This window comes from Bacillus sp. FSL R5-0712, from assembly GCF_038593285.1.
GTDB classification, from domain to species: domain Bacteria; phylum Bacillota; class Bacilli; order Bacillales; family Bacillaceae; genus Bacillus; species Bacillus safensis.
Window position 1 is genome coordinate 1,916,656 of record NZ_CP151981.1, and the last position, 20,911, is coordinate 1,937,566.

General features: G+C 42.5%; 15 protein-coding genes. 6 read left to right on the forward strand and 9 right to left on the reverse strand.

From position 1 onward, the window contains the following. The first annotated feature begins 69 nt into the window (after positions 1-69). Positions 70-1,806, forward strand: coding sequence for an ABC transporter ATP-binding protein (locus NSU11_RS09500; RefSeq protein WP_342493896.1), 1,737 nt, complete (start codon positions 70-72; stop codon positions 1,804-1,806). Continuing rightward, complete coding sequence (locus NSU11_RS09505; RefSeq protein ID WP_342493562.1) at positions 1,799-3,628, forward strand: ABC transporter ATP-binding protein; 1,830 nt, start codon at positions 1,799-1,801, stop codon at positions 3,626-3,628. The genes NSU11_RS09500 and NSU11_RS09505 overlap by 8 nt, the downstream gene beginning before the upstream one ends. A 50-nt stretch (positions 3,629-3,678) precedes the next feature. Here NSU11_RS09505 and NSU11_RS09510 read toward each other — a convergent pair whose 3' ends face one another. Next, on the reverse strand, positions 3,679-4,506 hold the full coding sequence (locus NSU11_RS09510) for a MerR family transcriptional regulator (protein ID WP_277721917.1): 828 nt from the start codon (positions 4,504-4,506) through the stop codon (positions 3,679-3,681). A gap of 87 nt (positions 4,507-4,593) precedes the next feature. Between NSU11_RS09510 and NSU11_RS09515 the strand changes: the two genes are divergently transcribed. After that, complete coding sequence (locus tag NSU11_RS09515; RefSeq protein WP_342493563.1) at positions 4,594-5,169, forward strand: GNAT family N-acetyltransferase; 576 nt, start codon at positions 4,594-4,596, stop codon at positions 5,167-5,169. Between the two features lie 67 nt (positions 5,170-5,236). On the opposite strand, the gene NSU11_RS09520 is transcribed toward NSU11_RS09515, so the two are convergent. Genes NSU11_RS09520 through proC form a run of 3 tightly spaced genes read right to left on the reverse strand, consistent with a single transcriptional unit; the run spans position 5,237 to position 8,515 of the window. Next, positions 5,237-6,505, reverse strand: coding sequence for a glutamate-5-semialdehyde dehydrogenase (locus NSU11_RS09520; protein ID WP_342493564.1), 1,269 nt, complete (start codon positions 6,503-6,505; stop codon positions 5,237-5,239). A gap of 18 nt (positions 6,506-6,523) precedes the next feature. Further along, positions 6,524-7,642 (reverse strand): glutamate 5-kinase, encoded by a 1,119-nt coding sequence (gene proB, locus NSU11_RS09525; protein ID WP_342493565.1) that lies wholly within the window; start codon positions 7,640-7,642, stop codon positions 6,524-6,526. A gap of 27 nt (positions 7,643-7,669) precedes the next feature. Next, positions 7,670-8,515: a pyrroline-5-carboxylate reductase gene (gene proC / locus NSU11_RS09530; RefSeq protein WP_283860152.1), complete on the reverse strand. Its 846-nt coding sequence runs from the start codon at positions 8,513-8,515 to the stop codon at positions 7,670-7,672. A gap of 422 nt (positions 8,516-8,937) precedes the next feature. Between proC and NSU11_RS09535 the strand changes: the two genes are divergently transcribed. Further along, positions 8,938-10,134, forward strand: a complete 1,197-nt coding sequence (locus NSU11_RS09535; RefSeq protein WP_342493566.1) for a cytochrome P450 — start codon at positions 8,938-8,940, stop codon at positions 10,132-10,134. Between the two features lie 130 nt (positions 10,135-10,264). Beyond that, the gene (locus tag NSU11_RS09540) at positions 10,265-12,307 is read left to right on the forward strand and encodes a molybdopterin oxidoreductase family protein (RefSeq protein WP_171464366.1); all 2,043 of its coding nucleotides are present in this window, start codon (positions 10,265-10,267) and stop codon (positions 12,305-12,307) included. A 44-nt stretch (positions 12,308-12,351) separates the two neighbouring features. Here NSU11_RS09540 and NSU11_RS09545 read toward each other — a convergent pair whose 3' ends face one another. The 3 genes from NSU11_RS09545 to xylA form a co-directional block, all read right to left on the reverse strand. Continuing rightward, positions 12,352-13,038 carry a glycoside hydrolase family 11 protein gene (locus NSU11_RS09545; protein WP_025093139.1) on the reverse strand — a complete coding sequence of 229 codons (687 nt, stop codon included), beginning with the start codon at positions 13,036-13,038 and terminating at the stop codon, positions 12,352-12,354. An 87-nt stretch (positions 13,039-13,125) separates the two neighbouring features. After that, positions 13,126-14,625, reverse strand: a complete 1,500-nt coding sequence (gene xylB / locus NSU11_RS09550) for a xylulokinase (RefSeq protein ID WP_212051808.1) — start codon at positions 14,623-14,625, stop codon at positions 13,126-13,128. A gap of 35 nt (positions 14,626-14,660) precedes the next feature. After that, positions 14,661-15,998 carry a xylose isomerase gene (xylA, locus tag NSU11_RS09555; protein WP_025093137.1) on the reverse strand — a complete coding sequence of 446 codons (1,338 nt, stop codon included), beginning with the start codon at positions 15,996-15,998 and terminating at the stop codon, positions 14,661-14,663. A 210-nt stretch (positions 15,999-16,208) separates the two neighbouring features. On the opposite strand from xylA, the gene NSU11_RS09560 reads away from it, so the two are divergent. After that, a complete protein-coding gene (locus NSU11_RS09560) occupies positions 16,209-17,369 on the forward strand; it encodes an ROK family transcriptional regulator (RefSeq protein ID WP_172881112.1) in 1,161 nt (386 codons plus the stop codon). A 46-nt stretch (positions 17,370-17,415) separates the two neighbouring features. On the opposite strand, the gene NSU11_RS09565 is transcribed toward NSU11_RS09560, so the two are convergent. Together NSU11_RS09565 and NSU11_RS09570 are read right to left on the reverse strand one after the other, a co-directional pair. Then, the gene (locus tag NSU11_RS09565; protein WP_034621365.1) at positions 17,416-19,023 is read right to left on the reverse strand and encodes a glycoside hydrolase family 43 protein; all 1,608 of its coding nucleotides are present in this window, start codon (positions 19,021-19,023) and stop codon (positions 17,416-17,418) included. Between the two features lie 24 nt (positions 19,024-19,047). After that, entirely contained in the window at positions 19,048-20,439 is a 1,392-nt protein-coding gene (locus NSU11_RS09570; RefSeq protein WP_034621364.1) for an MFS transporter, read from the reverse strand. Positions 20,440-20,911 lie beyond the last annotated feature (472 nt).

Below are 20,911 nucleotides of genomic sequence, written 5' to 3' on the forward strand. Positions count from 1 at the left end.
GTAGAAATAATCCCTCTTTGTATATGATGGGTTACAGAACAAAAGACTATATGGAAGAAAGGTATTCGTATGAAATCAATTTTATCGTTTTTAAAGCCGTATCGGCTGTCCGTTGTGTCCATTGTCATTCTCACCTTTTTAAGCAGTATGCTCCAGCTGTATTTACCGACGTTAACAGCAGATATCGTTGATGTCGGTATCGTCCAGGGAGATATTGCTTACATATGGAAGGTTGGCGGCTGGATGGTGGCTTGTTCTTTACTCGCCATTTTGCTCACCATTTGGAAGTCTTACTTGTCATCAAAGACAGCACTTGGCTTCGGCCGTGATATGAGAAGACAGCTGTTTGTGCATGTCGAACAATTTTCATTAGAAGAATTTCAAAAGATCGGCACATCTTCCTTTATTACAAGATCAACAAATGATGTGAAACAAGTCCAAGATGTGACGATTATGATTTTACAAATGATGACGCGGGCCCCGCTCATGCTTGTGGGCGGAATTATTTTGGCTGTTTCCAGGGATGCTGTCCTGTCTCTTATCTTTTTAGCGGCCCTCCCCCTTCTTGGCGGATTCATCTATTTGGTGTCAAGAAAAGCCATTCCTCTATTCGGCCAGCTTCAGAAAAAAACAGACCGGCTGAATTTAATTATGAGGGAATCTCTTTCAGGCATCCGCGTTATTCGTGCATTTAACCGTGTGGATGATGAAAAGGAGCGATTCCAAGAAGCCAACACGTCCTATAAGGACACTGGTCTTAAAGTCAACCGATTAATGGCTTACTTGTTTCCATTTATGCTGATCATCATGAACTTCACGAATATCGGTATTGTCTGGCTTGGTGCAAACCGAATTGATGCCGGAGAAATGGAAGTTGGGAATCTCATTGCCTTCATTCAATATGCGATGATGATTTTAATGGCACTGATTATGCTGTCGATGAGCTTTATTATGGTCCCAAGAGCACAAGCATCAGCTAAACGCATGAATGAAGTGTTAAACATGGAACCAAAGATTAAAGATAAAGAAGAATCTATGACTGAGCTTCACGAGCCCGCTCAATCCATTCGCTTTGAGGATGTGTCATTTTATTACTCAAATGCTGAGAAACCAGCCGTTCAAGGTATCACGTTTGAAGCCAAAACTGGTGAAACGACAGCCATCATCGGAAGTACGGGTTCTGGGAAAACAACACTTCTCCAGCTGATGACGCGCTTTTATGAAGTGACAGAAGGCCGGATTACACTAGATGGTGTAGATATTAGAGAGCTGCCACAAGAGAAACTGAGAAACCAAATGGGCTATGTCTCTCAAAAAGCTGTTTTATTCAGTGGAACCATTGCCGACAATGTGCGCTTTGGCAAGCAGGATGCAAGCGATGAAGACATCTGGCAGGCGCTGCGAACTGCGCAGGCCGAAGAATTTGTTTTGCAAAAAGATGGCGGAATTGATGCAGAAATTGATCAGGGTGGTTCCAATCTATCGGGCGGCCAAAAGCAGCGGCTTTCCATTGCAAGGGCGCTAGTGAGAAGACCATCATTCTATCTGTTTGACGATAGCTTTTCAGCACTTGATTACAAGACAGATGCGAAGCTGCGGACATCATTAGAAGCAGAAAAAGCTCATGCAGCCCTCATCATTGTGGCTCAACGAATCAGTACAGTGAAACATAGTGATAAAATCATTGTACTTGATGAAGGGAAAATCGCAGGTATCGGATCACATGAACAATTATTAAAGGACAATCTTGTATACCAAGAGATTGTCGCATCTCAGGAAGGTCAGGAGGTGAGCGAGGATGAGTAAGAAAATGTCTTCTGGCATGGGCCATAAAGGCGGCCACCCTAAAGGGCCAGCCGCAAAACCGAAGGAATTTAAGAAAACACTGCTACGTTTGACAGGCTATTTAAAACCAAGGAAATTTCAGCTGATCATCGTCTTTATTGCAGCGATTGGTTCAACTGTCTTTAACGTCATTAGTCCAAAGCTGCTTGGGGATGCCACCTCTTCCCTATTTGACAGCTTTACGAATGGAACAGCCGTTCAATTTGACGTCATTTCACGAATTCTTTTACTGCTTGTCGTGCTGTACGTCGTTGCTTCCCTCTTTTCATTCGTTCAGCAATATGTCATGGCTGGTGTCTCTCAACAGACCATTGCTGAATTACGGCAGGAAGCAAATGACAAGCTCACACGTCTCCCCCTTCGTTATTTTGATAAAACAACCCACGGGGACACGCTAAGCCGTGTGATGAATGATATCGATAATATTAATACATCGCTTCAGCAGGCGCTCACCCAAGTGATTACATCTGTGATTACAGTCATTGGGATTGTCGTGATGATGCTCTTCATCAGTCCGCTGCTTACATTGCTTGTTTGTTTGACGCTGCCACTCAGCATGTTTGCGATTCGCGGTATTACGTCATTTTCTCAAAAGCATTTTAAAGCGCAGCAAAAAGAGCTTGGCACGATCAATGGACATATCAATGAGATGTTCACAGGACATCAGACAGTTCGTGCGTATGGCTACGAAAAGAAAGCAATCGATACATTTGATGAATTAAATGAAAAGCTGTATGAATCATCAAGGAAAGCGCAGTTCATTTCTGGTTTAATGATGCCAATGATGACCTTTATCGGGAACCTTGGCTATGTGGCAGTCAGTGTAGCCGGCGGGATTCTTGTCATTAACGGGAATATTCGTGTCGGGGATGTGCAGGCGTTTATCCAATACACACAGCAAATGTCTCAGCCGCTTGTGCAAGCATCAAGCGTCGCAAACTTAGTTCAATCAGCGATCGCTTCTGCTGAAAGGGTGTTTGAAATTCTTGATGAGGAAGAAGAAAGTACCGAAGAAGATGCGGCAATTGATCTTGCATCACTCTCAGGCGATGTGAGCTTTGAACAAGTTCAATTCGGATATGAAAAAGATCATCCGATTATTAAAGATTTGAATTTAGATGTGCAAGAAGGACAGACTGTTGCCATTGTCGGACCAACAGGCGCGGGAAAAACGACCATCATTAATCTTTTAATGCGTTTTTACGAATTAGATCAGGGCTCCATACGCATTGGCGGTGTCAAAACAACTGACCTCAGCCGTCAGCAAGTACGAGAATTATTTGCGATGGTTCTTCAAGATACATGGCTCTTTGAAGGAACGATTTACGACAACATTGCCTATGGCAGGCAGCACGTTTCCAAAGAGGATGTCATCAAAGCTGCCAAACATGCCTATGCAGATGATTTCATCCGCACGCTTCCAGATGGATATGACACACTGTTAACAGAAGATGCAGGCAACCTGTCTCAAGGTCAGCGCCAGCTGTTAACCATCGCCCGTGCCATTTTATCTGATCCAAAGATCTTGATATTAGATGAAGCAACAAGCAGTGTGGATACACGGACAGAGATGCATATTCAAAAAGCAATGAATGAATTGATGAAAGGCAGAACGAGCTTCGTGATTGCACACAGACTTTCAACGATTAAGGATGCAGACCTTATTTTAGTCATGAAGGATGGAAGCATCATTGAAAAAGGATCGCACAGCGAACTTTTAAAACAAAAAGGCTTCTATGCAGACTTATATATGAGTCAATTTGCCGAAAATCAAGTGGGATAACATCAAAAAAAGAGGATAAACACGCATGTCACATGCTGTCTATCCTCTTTTCAATTGTCATCTGCTCGCTTCTTCACTTTTACACTGAGCTTCGTTATATACTCTGCTTCATCTTTAGACATGAGCGAATGAAGTAAATACTCCTCAAATACATCTCCATCCAGCATCATGCCCTCTTTCTCGATTTCATCTAACAAATGCGAATAAGCAGATTCGATCTCATCAAATGTTCCTTGATCATACATCACCGCATAGAGCCCGCCTGGTTTTTTGACTGCCCCCGGGCCATCCATTCGGCAGAACAGCTGATCTGACTGATGATAGTGCCGTTTACGGAACTGCTCCTTTTTTAAGACAGAACCATTTGCCGCAGCCCCTTTTATGCCAACTTCCTTTAAAAATTCCCCTACAATACGTGATATTTCTTCTACAGGTGTATTGAAATCGATCGGGTTTGATGCACTTAGTACAACGGGTTCTTCTGGCAGCTCTTGAAACAGGACCTCCCCTATTTTCACAGTTGCTAATTCATGTGTCGTCTCCATCACCCGCATAAGAAAAGCCTGGATGTCTTGAAGTTTTTCAATCTCTTGTTTGACTTTTTTTATTTGGTCGGCCGCAAGGCTTTGCAGTCTCTCGCGGGAAGGTTCTGTGAAATATTGTTTTAACTCTTTGATCGGAAATTGAACAGCCCGCAAGGATTGAATCGCAATAAAATGGTCAAATTGCTCAAGTGTATAGTAGCGGTATCCATTTTCGTGAACACCAGCCGGCTTAAATAAATCGATTTTATCATAATACAGAAGCGTATCTTTTTTGACATCAAATAGTTTGGCAAATTCTCCAGTGAAAAACGTTTTTTGCACATCATTGATCATGATGAAGGCTCCTTTCTTGACTATGGAGTAACTCCATCCTTTATTATAACATCCAGAAACATCACTACGCATGGAAAGGATAAAAAAATGAACAAAATAACTCAACATGAAGTAACATTAGCACAAGCAAATAAAGAGGACTTCCCTTCAATGAAAAAAGAGCTCCAGAAAGCTTTTACAGCTGGCGTGATCGATGCATTTGGCGATGCGCATGGTGGACCAATTCCTCCAGATGAAGTGATTGATGAATCCTTTCATTCAATTGAACACATTGTTTATCATATTATGCTAAATGGTGAAAAGGCAGGCGGCGTTGTGATCAAAATCAACCAAGAGACACATCACAACTCGGTTGATTTGCTATACATTTCATCATCCTTTCACAGCCGGGGCATTGGTCAGGCAGCATGGAAAGCCATCGAGGCGCAATATCCAGAAACGATTGTATGGGAGGTTGTGACTCCATACTTTGAAAAACGCAACATTCATTTTTATGTCAATAAGTGCGGCTTTCAAATAGTTGAATTTTATCACTTACACCATCCAGACCCAAACGCACCTCATGAAGCAGCAGATCCAGGCAATGAACCTTTAGCACCTGAGGAATTTGAATTTTTTAAATTTGAGAAGGTCATGAAGAAAAATTGTGCAAGCGTAGGATAACGTGCATTTCTTTAAGATAAAGTTAAAAACACTACCTCATAAAAAAGGTAGTGTTTCTTGAATCTTTCTAGCTTCTAATCTGACCGTCACCACACAGAAGCAGCTTAGTTGTCGTGAGTGCAGGAAGTCCCATCGGCCCTCTGGCGTGCAGCTTTTGCGTGGAGATGCCGATTTCAGCTCCATAGCCAAGTGCACCGCCGTCTGTAAAGCGAGTCGATGCGTTATGATAAACAGCCGCCGCATCTACTTCGTTTAGAAACATGAGTGCATTTTTTTCATCTTCTGTCACGATGGCTTCTGAATGTTTTGTGCCGTACTGATCGATATGGCTGATTGCTTCCTCAATTGAAGCGACTACCTTTACTGCAAGATCCAGACTTAAATACTCATCTGTCCAATCCACTTCTCCAGCAGGAACCGCGTTTGAAAAGTAAGACTCTGCTGCCTGGTCGCCATGTACAGTGACACGATGCTCCTGCAAAGCTTCATTTAATGAGGCTGCATTCTCTTTCAGCCAATCGCGATGAATGATCAGCGTCTCAAGTGCATTACATACAGCCGGACGATTTGTTTTTGCATTGATCACAATCTCAATGGCTTTTTTCACATTCGCGGTTTGATCAATAAAGACATGACAGTTTCCTGTCCCTGTTTCAAGCACTGGGATAGTGGATTCTTCTACCACTGTTTTGATTAAAGAGGCTCCGCCTCGCGGAATTAAAACATCGATCCATTCTTTTAGTTGAAACATCGCCTGAACCGATGGACGGTCTGTTTGTTCAATTAATTGCACCGCATCACGAGGAATCTTTGTTTGATCCAATGCTTCATGGATCACACTGACAATGGCTTTGTTGGAAGAAATAGCGGAGGAACCGCCTTTTAAAATCACTGAGTTGCCTGCCTTTAAGGCAAGGCCTGCTGCATCGACAGTGACGTTCGGTCTCGCTTCATAGATCATCCCGATCACGCCGAGCGGTACTCTTCGGCTTTTTACGTGTAAGCCGTTATCAAGAGTCCATTCATCCAATATTTCTCCAACAGGATCTGTTAATCTCGTCACAAGCCGCAAACTTTCAGCAAACTCATGAATTCTTTCTTCATTTAACATTAATCGATCCAAGAGTGCCTCTGAGAAGCCTTTTTCTTTCCCGGCATTTAAATCTTTTTGATTCTCCTGTAAAATAAAGCGGCTGTTTTGCTCTAATGCTTCTGCCATTTTAAGAAGCGCGTCATTCTTTTCCTCTGTTTGAAGTAAACTTAGTTTTTTTGAAACATGCTTTGCTTTTTTCGCTTTTTCTTTGACCGATGTGACAACTTTAGCTGTCAGTGTCATGGAATTCCTCCCTTTTGGTTAACAAACTGGAATCGATAAATCTAAATGACAAACAAATGCTTCAAGATCGACGACATGCACGATTTCATCTTGTAACAAATCACTCTTACGTGCGAGTTCATCTGACGCATAATTCACAATGCCAAGACCTATTTCTCTTCCATCTTGATCTAAAATACGGACCACATCGCCTTTTTTAAACGAACCTTTTACGTTGACAATCCCATCAGAATCAAGGCTTCCCTCGCGGTGCATGAGGAATTCCTGTGTTTTCTCTTGAACCACGATCTCACCCTTTGGTCCAGAATGAAAGGCAATCCACTGCTTCTTATAATTGAGCGGCGCTACATTTTCGTCAGCGGTAAAATAAGTGCCATCCTCTGTCCCATTGATCGCTTTGTCTAAAATGTCAGGCGTATCTGCTTTTCCTAAAAAGCCATTGATCCCTGCGGCCATTGATATTTTAAACGCATCGAGCTTTGATTTCATTCCGCCTGTACCTACGCTGCTGCCTGCGTCTCCAGCAGCTGCTTCGATGTCTTCTGTGATGTCTGTCACTTCGAGAATTCTCTTTGCATTTGGATTTGTATGAGGATTATCTTCATACAAGCCATCAATATCAGATAAAATGGCAAGGAAATCCGCATCAATGAGGCCAGCTACTTTTGCAGACAATGTATCGTTGTCTCCAAACTTCAACCGATTGATCGTCACTGTATCATTTTCATTAATAATTGGGATGATGCCTCGATCTAATAACACGTTCATTGTGTTACGCACATTTTGATAGCGCGTTTCATCAGAAAAATCACTTCTTGTGATTAAGAGCTGTGAGGCAATATAACCGTGTGATAAAAATAAAGTAGAATATGATTCCATTAAAAGCCCTTGCCCAATTGAGGCAGATGCCTGCTTTTCCGGCAGTGTTTTGGGTCTATCGATAAATCCTAGTTTTCGGTAACCAGCTGCAACCGCACCAGATGAAACCAAAATGACTTCGTGTCCTTCATCTTTGAGTTTCACAATTTGATTGACGAGGTTTTCTAGTTTTTTCAAACTAATCTCACCTTGAAAGCTAGTAAGAGAGCTGCTTCCGATTTTCACAACAATTCGTTTTCTCTCATTATCTGCGTACACCTAATCACTCCTGTACCTGAGCTCTATTTATATAGATACTTTTTGTTTTTGCTGATTGCTTATCTCTTTTGATCGATTGGCAGCATGTTTGACAGCCTGCTTGATCGCTTCTCCTCCGCCAAAATCATCTAATGCATTGAGTCCTGCAGCAGTTGTTCCATTTGGTGACGTAATTTTCTCTCTTAGGACAGAAGGATTTTCCTCTGTTTCTTGCAGCATTTTTGCCGCACCGAGGAGTGTCTGCGCGCCAATTTGGCGAGACAATTCTTTTGATAAACCTGCCTCTTCTCCTGCTTCTTCGATTCTTTCCATTAAGAAATAAAAGTAGGCGGGCCCGCTTCCAGCAATTCCAGTGAAAATATCCATTTGCTCTTCCTGAATGGTATAGACTTCGCCCATTTCAGATAAAAGAGACTGGCTTATGCTCATATGGTCGTTTTTCACATAACGTCCAGCAGATAAAGCAGTCGCTGATGCCCCGATCGTACTTGATGTATTTGGCATGACCCTCATAACAGGCTGGCCTTCATGCAGCATGTCTTCAATATACGATAGCTTCACACCTGCAAGGACAGACATGATGAGCTGATCTGGCTGAATACGAGGTTTTAATGATTCAAGGGCTGCTTCAGCATCCTTTGGCTTCATGGCCAGGATCAACATATCCATTTCTTCAAAAGGAAATGAATCCATTGCGGCTGTTTGGATTCCGTATCGTTTCGTTAGTTCATTCAATCGAAGTTGATTTTGTCTGTTTGTTGCGTAAATTTGGTCTAGCGGCATCTGTCCTGATCGCACAATCCCTGCAATCATTCCTTCCGCCATAGAACCTGCTCCAATGAAAGCAACTTTCTTTTGATCAATGATATTGATCCTCTCCCTTGTTCGCTTTTTGTTCGTGTTTTTCGCACGTTAGTAATCGTAACATGATGAGAAATCGTGTCAAGAAAGAGCCAGCGCTTTTCAAAAGTCCCGAATGCATGGCCGGCAGCTTGCTGCAAGTATGTTAGCCGTGTTTTTCAAATACATTAATTTAGATCAAAAGAACTATGATCATTTGAATCATAGGGCCCTTTCGTTCGACTGGATTCACCATTTTATTTTTGGTTTCGGTGACTTCAATTCTATTTTTCAGAAAGCGCTCTCATTTTAATGACTTTCTATTTTCCTATATAGTGAATGTGCTTGAATCTTTCGATTAGACTATTGACATATTTTAGAAAACATGTCCGTTGAAATGATATTTTACTGGTGATACCGTGAAAGAGAAATCATGTGAAAAAGGAGCGTTCATAATGAAAGTGAAAGAAAACTATGTCAATGTGATTCCAATGAAAGAAATCCGTTCTACCGATGACCTTCTTTTCCCATTCCCTATTTACAATGAGCTGCGTGCAGAGAGTGATATTAGATATGATGAGACAAGAAAGTGCTGGGATCTTTTTCGATATGCGGATATCCAGTCTGTTCTAAAGCAGCCTAAAGTGTTCTCTTCACAGCGAGGAAGAAGCACGTCTAAAACAAGTATTTTAACGATGGATCCTCCAAAACATACAAAGATGAGAGCGCTTGTGAATAAAGCGTTCACCCCAAAAGCAATCAAGCAATTAGAAGATAAGATCAAAGACTTGACACATGATCTATTAAATCAAGTTAAGGATCAACGTACGTTTGATATTGTGCAAGATTTAGCAGCTCCCCTGCCAGTGATGATCATCGCTGAGCTTCTCGGTGCAGAGGTGCAGGATAGAGAGCTGATTAAAAAACATTCTGATGCCCTTGTGGCAGGTGCTAAGGATGAATCAAAAGAAGCCATTCAGGCTGTTGTAGATATGCAGAAACGTGCTGAAGAGGAGCTGTCCGTTTATTTTGCTCATTTGATCAAAAAACGAAAAGAAACGCCTGCCGATGACCTGATCTCGCTTCTCATTCAAGCGGAAATCGATGGAGAGCGTTTAACCGAGAATGAACTGCTTGGCTTTTGTATTCTATTACTCGTTGCAGGCAATGAGACAACGACCAATTTAATAACCAATGCCGTACGACTGCTGACAGAGCAGCCGCATATCGCTGAATCAGTTCGGCAGGACCCCTCTCTTATTCCTCAATTGACTGAGGAAACGTTACGGTATTATCCCCCTGTTCAAGCCATTGGCCGAATCGCTGCAGAAGATGTTGAAATTGCAGGCGCGCACATTGAAAAAGGAGACTATCTCATCAGCTGGGTTGCTTCAGCAAATCGGGATGAACAGAAGTTTGAAGATCCAGATACGTTTCGGCTTGACCGAAAATCAAATCCGCATATGAGCTTTGGGTTTGGCATCCACTTTTGTCTCGGTGCACCGCTTGCCCGGCTTGAAAGCAACATTGCGCTTGATGTTTTACTCCATACGTTTCAAGACATCACCTGCGTCACAGATCAGCTAAAACCTATACAAAGCACGTTTGTTTTTGGGGTAAAAGAATTTCCTGTACAAGTCACCCGTTTTTAAAAGTCCCTTTTCAGGGGCTTTTTTTCATTTTCTTCAATTCATCATCTCTTTCTTACCTTCCTCCTCCGAACATGCTAAAATAAAATCCATACAAAGTGATAACGGAATGCAGAAAGGAAGCCGAAAGCTCATGACCGATTATACAGCGATGAAAGACGGAATATTCAAATCAGTTTGTTCGTTAGACTGCCCGGATCAGTGCGGTCTTTTAATACATAAAGAAAATGGAAAGATCGTGAAAGTGCAGGGAGATCCGGACCACCCTGTCACACAAGGAAACATATGCAACAAAGTGCGTAATGTCACAGCCCGTTTATATGATGAAAAAAGGCTGACCACTCCTTTAAAACGTGTTGGCCAAAAAGGCGAAGGTCAGTTTGCACCGATTACGTGGGAAGAAGCCATTGAAACCATTCGTCAAAAATGGACAAAGCTGATCGAAGAAAAAGGACCAGAAAGCATTCTGCCTTACAGCTTCTATGGAAACATGGGCAATCTCAACGCTGAAGGAATGGACCGCCGCTTTTTTTATCGTCTTGGTTCAAGTCAGTTAGACCGGACAATCTGTCAGTCAGCAGGAACGACTGGCTATAAATATACAATGGGTGCCAGCATTGGGACAGATCCTGAAGATACCATTCATACGAAACTATTTATCTTTTGGGGCATCAATGCCGTGTCGACAAATATGCACCAAATCACCTTGGCACAAAAAGCACGAAAGCAAGGAGCGAAGATTGTCGTAATTGATGTTCACAAGAACCAAACCGGCCGGATGGCAGATTGGTTCATTCCGCTTCGGCCTGGTACTGACAGTGCACTTGCCCTTGGCATCATGCACGTCCTTTTTAAAGAGGAACGTACAGATGATGCATTTTTAGAGGCTTACACGGTCGGCCATAAGGAGCTGCGTGAGCATGTAAAGCAATATGATCCAGACACAGTTGAGCGCATCACAGGTGTGCCTAAGGATGACATCATTACACTTGCGAGAATGTACGCTGAGACATCGCCCTCTCTTATTCGGATTGGGAATGGTTTGCAGCACCATGATAATGGCGGGATGAGTATTAGAACCATTTCCTGCCTCCCTGCCCTGACTGGTCAATGGCTGCACAAGGGCGGCGGAGCGATGAAATCAAACTCTTCTTTTCTCAGCTATAATGAGACAGCTCTTCAGCGGCCGGATTTATTAAAAGAACGAACGCCTAGATCATTTAATATGAATCAGCTGGGCAGCGTGCTGACAAACGCAGAGCCTTCCGTTGATTCTCTCTTTATCTACTCGTGCAACCCAGCGGTTGTGACACCAGAAGCGAATAAAGTCAGAGAAGGTTTGATGAGAGAGGATTTATTTACAGTGGTTCATGATTTATTCCTGACAGAAACAGCGGCGTATGCAGACATTGTCCTGCCAGCGACATCAGCCTTTGAAAACGAGGATTTTTATACATCGTACTGGCATCATTATATTCAAATTCAGGAGCCTGTGATAGAACGCTACGGAGAAAGCAAATCAAATACTGAAGTATTCCGCCTGCTTGCCCATGCGATGGGCTTTGAAGATGAAGCCTTCCGCGAGACAGATGCTGAACTGATGGAACAAGCTCTTCATCATCCAGAAAATCCGCATTATGAGGACATTTCATACGAAGCATTAAAAGAAAAGAAATGGATCAAAGCGAAACGTGGACCTTTCCAGGAATTAAAGCTTCAAACCCCAAGCGGGAAAATTGAGCTTTATTCTGAACAAATGAAAAAAGACGGGTATCCAGCACTTCCAACCTATGTGCCCCTTTATCAGGAAAGCGATTATCCGCTTACCTTTATACCGGGACCGAACCATAATTTTCTGAATTCCACCTTCTCACTTCATGAAAAGCATCAAAAGCTAGAGAAATTTCCGAAGCTTCACATGAATGAACAGGATGCAAAGGAAAGAAAAATTGAAGATGGTGACATGGTACGTGTGTTGAACGACCGAGGAGAGTGTGAGCTTGTCGTGTCAGTCGGTCAAAATGTATTATCTGGTGTTGTGGTCAGTCAAGGTTTATGGGCAGATCAAAAAGGCAAAAAGCATTTAGTGAATGGATTAACACCTGATCGATTGGCAGATATGGGCGGCGGCGCGACGTTCTTTTCTGGCAGAGTGGAAGTTGAAAAATTATCATAGAAAAAGTAAAAGCCAGCAAAAACTGCTGGCTTTTTTATAAGCTTTTATCGTCCAATAAACAGCTGGTTGGTCATCACATTCGCACTTCCGCTGCTCTGGTAGCCTTCTACAGTAAATGCTGTTTCATACATTTTACCCATTGGCATGCCTAAGCTTTCCCATTTATTAAAATGCGCACTGACGGAGACCGTTCCGCTTGTACGCTTTGTTTGTCGTACACTCCAATATTGCTTGAAGGTCGCGATCCCGATAATGGAAGGCTGATTAACGCGGGTCGTTTCATAAATGTCATATGTGCCTCCATCTGCATAGAATGATCCTTTATACGCTCCTGTTGGACGATATGTGCCCCATGAATCAACAATGTAGTATTCTGCTAATGGAGATTGTGTCCAGCCATAGACACATAAATAGGAATTCCCGCCTGGGTTAAAGTTTGCGTTGTAATTGATGGAGATGTTGCCAAGCTGATGATGAGTTTTAGTGGAATCAAACTTCTTTCCTTTCCGAAATAAAGCATTTCCGATACTGTTCCAGCCTGCAGTAAATGCCCCGCCGTTATTGAGTGTCATTGAGGTGTTTCCATAATCCTTCCATAATTCATAATCGTATCCGCTATGTGTACCCATTTCATTATTATAAATCGTTTTCGCATCAGCTGGCACAGCCGTCAGTGTCAGCACAAATCCAATACACACCACAAACAAAAGCCTCAATCTTTTCAAATTCATTTTCCATCCCTCTCCTTTTTTCATCCGTATTGTTCTGTCATCCCTAAGGTGAAAAACCCATCACCTCCTTTCATGCAGCCTTCTCAGTTAGATGGAACGATACTGCTTTAACCCGGCATGGATATCTTTTGTTTGTGTATAAATCCTTTGATACAAATGAAATAGATCAGCATATACTTCCGCATGCTGCTGCTCTGGCTCATAAACAGCGGCTTGATGGATCAATTGATTAGCACATACTTCAAGTGACGGATACCATCCGCAGCCAACCGCAGCAAGCATGGCTGCACCTAAAGCAGGCCCTTGTTCATTGTCTAACTGGATGACTTCAGCCTGAAAAATGTCTGCTTGCATTTGAAGCCAAGTCCGGCTTCTCGCACCGCCGCCAATGGACACAATAGAATCTATGTTTTTTCCTGCCTGCCGGAATAATGTGATAGATTCATTTAGCGAAAAGGTAATTCCCTCTAACACAGCTCTGACAACATGTGCCCTTTCATGCCTGCTGTCTAATCCAATCAAGCTGCCGCGAATGATCGAATCCGCATGAGGTGTTCTTTCCCCGACTAAATAGGGAGTAAAGAGCAATCCTTTCGCTCCTGGCGCTACATGAGCCGCACCTTCTAAAAGTGATTGAAACGATTCCTCAGGAGCCAGTAAGTGTTTTGCCCAGTTAAGGCTATATCCTGCTGAGAGGGTGACACCCATTGTGTAAAAAGCGTCTTTTTTTGCATGATGAAACAAATGTAAATTCCCTTGAAGCTCTCTTTCATGATCCTCTTCGTAGGAGAGAATCACCCCAGATGTGCCGATGCTGCATAATGTGCGGTCAGAGGACAAGATGCCAGCACCAATTGCTCCGCAAGCATTATCTGCCCCGCCGGCAAAAACCTTCGCGCCTTCTTTCATCCCAATATCACGTGCAATGTGCGGCAAAAGTGTACCAACCTCCGCCTCTGATGTGATAAGAGGCGGGCAAATATGAGGAGAAATATCAAATGCCTGACAAATCTCCTCACTCCACGTCTGTTCACCGATATTTAACAGCAAAGTGCCAGCCGCATCAGAATAATCCATATGGACAGCGCCAGTTAAACGAAATCTGACATAATCTTTTGGGAGTAAAAACATGTCGATTTGCTGATCAATATGTGGTTCATGTTCCTTTACCCATAATAATTTTGGCAGTGTGAATCCTTCTAACGCCTGGTTTTTTGTGATCTTTTGCAGCCGGTCTCCCAGCTTTTTTGTCATGTGTGCACATTGTGCTGTCGTTCGTGTATCATTCCATAAAATTGCAGGGCGGAGCACTTCGCGAGATTCATTTAATAGAACTAATCCATGCATCTGGCCGGAAAAGCTGATGCCTTCAACTTGTCTTGAATGAACAGGCTGCTTTGCCATCAGTTCTTTCATCACAGCCATTGTCTGGTTTACCCAATCCTCGGGGTGCTGCTCACAATATCCAGGCTTTTCTTGAATGAGGCGGTACGGCTTAGAGGCTTCGCAGCACACCTTCCCGCTCTCATCCACTAATATCGCCTTGACCCCGCTCGTTCCAAGATCAATTCCCATCACATATTTCATGTTTTCACTCCTTCAAAACAGGTCAGCCCCTTCAATTAATCTTCTAACAAGTATTGATTTAAACGGGCTTTCAGCTGTTCCTCTCTTCCCGATTCGTTTCTGATCAAAGGATGTTTCAGCGCATATTCTTCTAATGTATGAAAGTTTGCCTTCCCTTCTGAAATGTCACGGCCAATTCCTTCAGAAAAGCTGCGATACCGGTGCTTTATCACATCCTCAAACACACGGTCTTCTATGAGTCTATGAGCGACCCGCAGTCCTTTTGCGAATGCATCCATCCCAGCAATATGAGCATATAAAATATCTTCAAGTTCAAAGGAAGCTCTTCTCACTTTTGCATCAAAATTAAGACCGCCAGACCCTAGACCGCCATTTTGCAAAATTTCATACATGGCAAGAGTTGTGGCATACAGATCGGTTGGAAATTCATCTGTGTCCCATCCAAGAAGCGAATTACCTTGGTTTGCATCAACAGAACCGAGCAGCCCATGTATTCTTGCGACACGTAATTCATGCTCAAACGTATGGCCGGCCAGTGTCGCATGATTGGCCTCGATATTTAATTTAAAATGGGAATCTAATCCGTATTGTTTTAAAAAGGCGATGGATGTCGCTGCATCTGTGTCGTATTGATGAGTGGTTGGCTCCTTTGGCTTTGGTTCGATTAAAAATTGGCCAGTGTACCCAATTTCTTTTGCATAATCAACAGCCATATGCAAGAAAGCCGCCATGTGATCAAGCTCTCTTTTCATATCTGTATTGAGCAGCGTATCGTACCCTTCTCGTCCACCCCAGAAAACATAATTTTCTGCACCAAGTTCTTTTGCGGTTTCAATGCCTTTTTTGACCTGTGCGGCCGCATAGGCAAAGACATCTGCATGACAAGATGTCGCAGCGCCGTGTACAAATCTAGGGTGCTTGAACATATTGGCTGTGTTCCACAGCAGCTTTACTCCGCTTTGCTTCATGTATTCTTTCATTCTTTCTAAAATGATATCTAATTGTTGATTCGTCTCTTGAAGCGTCTCCCCCTCTGGCGCGATGTCACGGTCATGGAATGAAAAATACGGAACATCTAATAGGTCAAAAAGCTGAAAAGCGACTTCCAATCTAGCTTTTGCTAAATCCATTCCGCTATAGGTGTCCCAGGCTCTTTGCATCGTGCCAGTTCCAAACATGTCTGTTCCATCAGCCGTCAATGTATGCCAATAAGCGACTGAAAAACGCAGGTGGTCTTTCATTGTTTTTCCACCAATCACTTCGCTTGGATTATAGTATTGAAAAGCGAGTGGATTTTTTGATTGTTTTCCTTCATATTGAATTTTGCCGATTCCTTCTAGACTGTATAATGTTTTCATATTTGATTTGGCCATTCTTCATTCCTCCTGAGTACACTTTGTAAGTTGATACAACAAACTAATGATCAATCTATGAAAAAATCACTTTGAATTTTCCATATTTTTTAGTTTTTTAAAAATATTTTCGTTATAATAAAGTTAAAATCATCTTTCTTATCGAATACATGCGAAAAAAAGCAGCTCTTCTCAACTTAATCTAAAGACGAAACAAATGGAGTGGATAACGTGGATATCGCTGATCAGAACTTTGTCAAAAAAATAAATCAAAAACTTTTATTAAAAGAAATTCTCCAGCATGCGCCCATTTCGAGAGCAAAACTATCTGAACGCACTGGATTAAATAAATCGACTGTTTCTTCTCAAGTAAGTACGTTAATGAAAGAACATCTTGTCTATGAGATCGGTCAAGGTGAGTCTAGCGGCGGAAGAAGACCGGTTTTACTGATGTTTAATAAACGTGCTGGCTGTTCCATCGGAATCGATGTCGGCGTTGATTACGTCAATGGCATATTAACTGACCTTGAAGGGTCTATTCTTTACGAAGAGCAGATCAAGCTCCCACCCAGCTCTCCTGAGGTGACGATACGTAAATTAATTGAATTAATACAGCAGCTCATCACACAAATGCCCTCTTCCCCATACGGGCTCATTGGCATTGGCCTATGCATACATGGTTTAGTGGATGCAGGTGAACAAATCGTGTTTACGCCTCATTCAAAATGGAAAAATGTTGATCTGAAAACCACGCTGCAAGAGACATTCCAAGTACCGATCTTCATTGAAAATGAAGCAAATGCCGGTGCATATGGTGAAAAAATCTTTGGTGCCGCTAAACATTATGACCATTTGATCTATGCAAGCATCGGCACTGGCATCGGGATCGGAATCATCATCAATCATCATTTATACAGAGGAGCGTATGGCTTTTCTGGTGAAATGGGACATATGACAATCGATTTTAACGGACCGACATGCAGCTGCGGGAACCGTGGGTGCTGGGAATTGTATGCTTCTGAGAAGGCCTTGTTTCAGTCTCTTCAAACAGATAATCAGCACATCTCCCATCAAGATCTGGAACAGCTGGCCAAGTTAAATGATATGAAAACGCTCAATGCCCTGCGCAACTTTGGCTTTTACCTTGGTGTCGGTCTCACAAACGTCCTGCATACCTTTAACCCGCAAGCCATTATTTTAAGAAACAAAGTGATCGAATCACATCAGGCGGTTCTACATGTGATTAAGGAGGAGGTATCCTCGCGAATGGATACGCAATTCAGCTCACATGTAGAGCTGCTCCCTTCATCATTAGGACACAATGCACCAGTATTGGGGATGACATCTCTTGTCATAGAAGCTTTTCTGCAAGATGCCACCCTCACAACCTGATCTATATATTTTTCAAAAAGAGGCAGCTCGTAGCGAGTTGTCTTTTTTATTCGTCTGTTTCCTCATAGCGAAAATAGTGAAAATCAGCAGGAAGACGCTCGCCGCTCGTATCTTGGCACTGCATACCGACAAATGCCCCTGTAAAAAACCCCCCACCTCGAATGAAATCATCGGATAAATGGATGGATTCAAACGGTACATCAATTTCCTTCCACTCTTTCTGATCAAATGAATAAGAATATTTATATGTCTCTTTCCGAACGGTCACTTTTAAATAGACATAAGTGACCTCGTCAGGAATGATGATTTTATGGGTCAATGGCTGAGAAAAGGCAAGGTTTTGACAGACAGATAGTTCAAGCGTGCGGCCAAGTTCCTCATCATATGTCACCTGGAGTGCTGTCCAGTTTTCCGTATTATAATAATTCACAAGACCTGCGGCTTGCTGAAAGTTTTCTGGGAAGAACGAAACAGCTGTCTCTGCTTCAAAATAAAAGCTTTGCCAGCGTCTTGCAACAAATGCTTGGGTAAACTTAGACGTTAAAGATTCACGGCCGAATAACCTTAAATGCTGAGGTTTCTCCGTTAACGAACCAATCTGATCGGTAAACGGAATTCTTAATGTTTGAAAGTGTCTATTTAGTGTTGATTCTTTAAATTCATCGACTGTATGATAGGTTGGTGCAAAAACCTTTTCTTCGATCTTTGGCGCTTCAACCTCTAGCGTCCCCTCTTTTCCGCCTACAACATAAGGCCAGCCATCCTTCCATTCAAGCTTTTGGATCGCTGTTTCTCTTCCTAAAGGGCACCACCCTCTCTGTTGAAAAATCGATTCCTTGCTGGATTGAATCGGGCGGCCAGTGAGATGAGCGAGATACCATTCATTTGTATGCGTTTGAACGATTGAAGCATGCCCGCATTTTTGAAGCGGATGTTCAGGCACATGGAAGGCACTTAAAATCGGGTTATCAGGATGAACCTCATAAGGCCCTTCAATATGCGAGGACCGGGCGATCGTTGCTGCATGCTCATACCGGGTACCTCCTTCTGCCGTTAATAAATAGTAGTAGTCACCGATATGGTACAGATGCGGCGCTTCTGTCAATTTAATCGGTGTGCCTTTAAAAATGACCTTCCTTTGACCGATGAGCTTCTTTTCAGCCACACTATATTCCTGCAAGGCAATACCTGCAAAGGAATGATGCTTTTCCCTATGATCCCACAGCATATTTAAGACGTATTTCTTCCCGCTGTGATCATGGAATAAAGATGGATCAAAGCCAGAGCTGTTGAGCAGGATCGGTTCACTCCAATCGCCGTCCACCTCGCTTGCCGTGACCAAATAATTATGACCGTCTTTAAATGGGCCATCCACTACTTTGATATCTGAATAAATAAGCCAAAACTGCCCATCAGCATAGCTTAAGCACGGCGCCCATACCCCGCCAGAGTCAGGATTCCCCTTCATATCCAGCTGCGACGTTTTTTGCAATGGACGCGCAGCAAGACGCCAATGGACGAGATCCTTTGAATGATAAATTTGCACCCCTGGAAACCATTCAAATGTAGAGACGGCCATATAATAATCTTCTCCTACACGGCAAATACTTGGATCAGGATTAAACCCTTTGAGCACTGGGTTGGTAATCTTCATTGAACTTCCTCCTCTTTCAGAGACCTACATTTTAAAATCGTCCATATGATCGATATACACTTTGTCTCTATTCTCAAGCTCCCGTACGACTTTTTTATGCTTTTCTTCGTCTAGGTTATAAAAATTAATATCCACCATCGCTAAAATCAGTAAGCATACAGGAATCACCGTTGTCGTGATTAAAATGCCAAGTAAAGCTTCTGGTGATTGCATTTGGTTCGCAACATAGCCAAAGCGATCGAGTACAAGCCCTGGCACAATCCCGCCTAATGCCATCCCAAATTTAAAGAAGAATCCGATGATGGCATAGATGAGCCCGCCCATCCTTTTCCCTGTTTTATATTCGCCATATTCAACAGTTTCAGGAATGAGCGCCCACATATAAGCACCGGCTGTAATACTTCCTGCAGCTGCAACGAGTCTAAAAATCAGTATTAAAGTGATTTGACTCGGCGGTATCACAAGTAATGCAAGAAGACCTACGATATTCAGCAATAATGAATAATTCAGCAGCTTTTTCTTTCCTAACAGCTTGTGCAGTTTTGGAATAAACGGCAGCACCATTAAAGCGGGCAGACTGCCAATGAGTCCGTACCATTTCACTAAATCTTCTCTGCCGAGGTTATACGTCACATAATAGATCCCAACAGAGTTACTGATCGAGTTCACGCCAAAAATAATAATAAAGAAAATGCTTAATACAACAAGCGGACGATTGACACGTAACTGCACAAAGATATCACTGAACTTAATTTTTTCCTCCGGCTTTTGAAGTGTGACACGTTCATTCGTGCTTTTAAAACAGAAAATAAGTAATGCACCGCCAAGAACGCCGAGAAAAGCCATCGTCATCTGCCAGCCGAGAGCTGTATTTCCTGTTTTATCGCTCAAAAAAGTCGCAAGAAAAGGAACAAAAAAAGCAACAACTAGACCTCCGAGATTAGCAAAAAGCATACGAACAGACGTAATACTGACAACCTCTTGGTTATTTCTTGTCATTGCGGATGTTAAAGCACCATAAGGAACATTGATGAATGTGTATGTAAGCGATAAACCAACATACGTGATGTAGGCATAAACGAGTTTACCCATTTCAGAAAGATCAGGTGTTGTAAAGCAAAGGATAGCAAGTACCACAAAAGGAAACGCACCGAATAACAAGTAAGGTCTAAACCTGCCAAAACGGCTGTTCGTTCGATCCACCAATGCACCAATAAACGGATCTGCAAGCGCATCAATGGCGCGGACAACTAAAAACATTGTTCCTGCTGCCGCCGCTGATAAACCATACACATCTGTATAAAAAAATAATAGATACGTAGAGACAGTTGCATAAATTAAGTTACATGCGAAATCTCCTGAAGCATATCCTACTTTTTCAGACATACGAATCTTTTTTAAATTCTCACTTACCATGAGCTTTCTCCCTTCTTCTCTTAGCCTCTTCTAATGAACAGATGATGGAGGGCAGCAGCAGTCAATACAAAGAATATAAAGCGCTTTCAATTTGTTGTAAAAATGAAGCTGAACATCTGATCCTTTCAGCTTAGCCCACATACACAGCAAATGATTTGAATGACGGAATCATCCCCTTTAATGACCGGATCATCACTTGGAATTCATCTTAGTTTATCGACTAAACAAACTAAGATGAATTCATTTTATAAAATCTGATCTGACTTTTCAATATTTTTTGAAAAAATAATCCAAATAATTGATTTCTTGTCATTTTTCTGCTGAAATGACGTGAAAAACTGAAGTAAAGCATTTAATGGTTGCAATTCCGATCACCTCATGCTATATTAATCAAGCGATGAGCTGAATTGTGTAAGTCGGGTAACATGTCTCCTTGAGACACACACGAATGTGGCGTGTGGTTATTCCGCCT